Below are 1,965 nucleotides of genomic sequence, written 5' to 3' on the forward strand. Positions count from 1 at the left end.
CGCAGGTCGTGCCCCTCGACCAGCTCTGCCCCCATCTGGTCGGCCAGAAAGCTGTGTTCGAAATAGGCACTGTTGTGGATGCCGGGCGTCAGCACTGCGATCTCGGGCGAACCGTTGCAGGCGCGCGGCGCGCTGGCAGCAAGCGAACGGCGCAGCTTGCGCGGATAATCGGAGACCTCGCGCACCTTCACATTGCGGAACAGCTCGGGGAACATGTGCAGCATCGTCTCGCGATTTTCGAGCATATAGGACACGCCCGATGGGGTGCGGGCATTGTCTTCAAGCACAAAGAACTGGTTGGGCCCGGTACGCACGATATCGACACCGATGATATGGGTGTAGATGCCGCCGGGCGGGTCCATGCCGATCATCTGCGGCAAAAACGCGTCATTCTTCGCGATCAGATCAATCGGCACGCGGCCAGCGCGCAAAATTTCCTGGCGGTGATAGATGTCGTGCAGAAAGGCGTTGATCGCGCGCACCCGCTGCTCGATCCCGCGGCTGAGCCGAGCCCATTCGCGGCCCGATATGATGCGCGGGACAATATCGAACGGGATCAGCCGCTCGCTGGCATCTTCCTCGCCATAAACGGCAAAGGTTATGCCGGTGCGACGAAAGAAGTTTTCGGCATCGCGCGACTTGGTGCGCAGGCGTGCTGCATCCTGTGCAGAATACCATGCGCAAAAGTCGGTATAGGGGTCGCGAACCGAACCATCGGACCGCAACATCTCGTCAAAGTGCTTTTCATCCCCTGTCATTGTCCAAAGATGTGACATCTATTGTGCAGCGCCGCAACCCGTGAATTTCAGATCAGCCGGGGGGGATGACCGTCCACAGGCGTCGCCAGCAGCGCTTGCCATCAGCGAGGCTTTGGTGTGTGTTCCCTTTTTGCATTTCGATCCGGGGAGTGATCCAATTTGCGCACCATCGCCTGTCTTTTGCTCACCAGCAGTTTCATGCTTGCAGGGTGCGATTCACCCTCGACCCCCAGCGACACGAAGGTTGTGGACATCCCGCAGGCACGCCCGGATGTGGTCAATGATCGCTTCGCGCGGCTGGCCTTGTCGTGCGTGCATCAGGAATATCCCAACAAGATTTCGCACGTTTTGAACGATGCAGGCGACGCGCAGACGCCCAGCGCGCTGACCCCGGCATTTTATGGCTGTTTTGACTGGCATTCGTCGGTGCATGGCCATTGGCTGCTGGTGCGCATCCTCAAGACCGACCCGGCGTCGCCGATGAAGCCCGCCATCATCACCGCGCTGAACCGCAGCTTCACCACGGAGAATATCGCCGCCGAACTCGCCTATCTCGATGGTGAGGGCCGCAAGGGGTTCGAGCGGCCCTATGGCACCGCGTGGCTGCTGCAGCTGGTCGCCGAACTCGACGAGAGCGATGATCCGAAGCTGCAGGGCTGGCGCGAGACGCTGCGTCCGCTGGAGGATAAGATCGTCAAGGAGACGCAGGACTGGCTCCCCAAGCTCGCCTATCCGATCCGGCTGGGCACCCACAACCAGAGCGCCTTCGCCTTTGGTCTGATGATCGATTATGCCCGCCAGAGCGAAAACACAGCGTTTGCGCAACAGCTGGCCGACAAGGCGCTGGAGTTCCACCGCAATGATGTAAACTGCCCGCTGGCCTATGAGCCTTCGGGCGAGGATTTCCTCTCACCCTGCCTGATGGAGGCCGACCTGATGCGCCGCGTGATGCCTGCGCCGGAATTCGCACGCTGGCTGACCGCGTTTCTGCCGCAAATTCCGGCAGACGGGTCGGGCGACTGGCTGCAGCCCGGCGAGGTGCGCGACCCCACCGACGGCAAGCTGGTGCACCTTGACGGCGTCAACCTGTCGCGCGCATGGGCGATGGAAGGCATCGCCAGCGCGCTGCCGCAGGGCGATGCGCGCATCGCAGCGCTTCAGGCAGCGGCCGACATCCACGCAAAAACCGGCATCGCGGCGGTGAGCG

At 61.7% G+C, this 1,965-nt stretch carries 2 protein-coding genes; one reads left to right on the plus strand and one right to left on the minus strand.

The window, feature by feature from the left end:
- Positions 1-758, minus strand: a 758-nt coding sequence (locus ACEW8G_RS10375) for a circularly permuted type 2 ATP-grasp protein (protein ID WP_373488348.1), incomplete at its 3' end; no start/stop codon positions are given.
- 159 nt (positions 759-917) lie between these two features.
- Here ACEW8G_RS10375 and ACEW8G_RS10380 point away from each other — a divergent pair.
- On the plus strand, positions 918-1,965 hold a 1,048-nt coding region (locus tag ACEW8G_RS10380), incomplete at its 3' end, for a DUF2891 domain-containing protein (protein WP_373488349.1).

It is taken from the genome of Blastomonas sp., assembly GCF_041747255.1.
GTDB lineage: Bacteria > Pseudomonadota > Alphaproteobacteria > Sphingomonadales > Sphingomonadaceae > Blastomonas.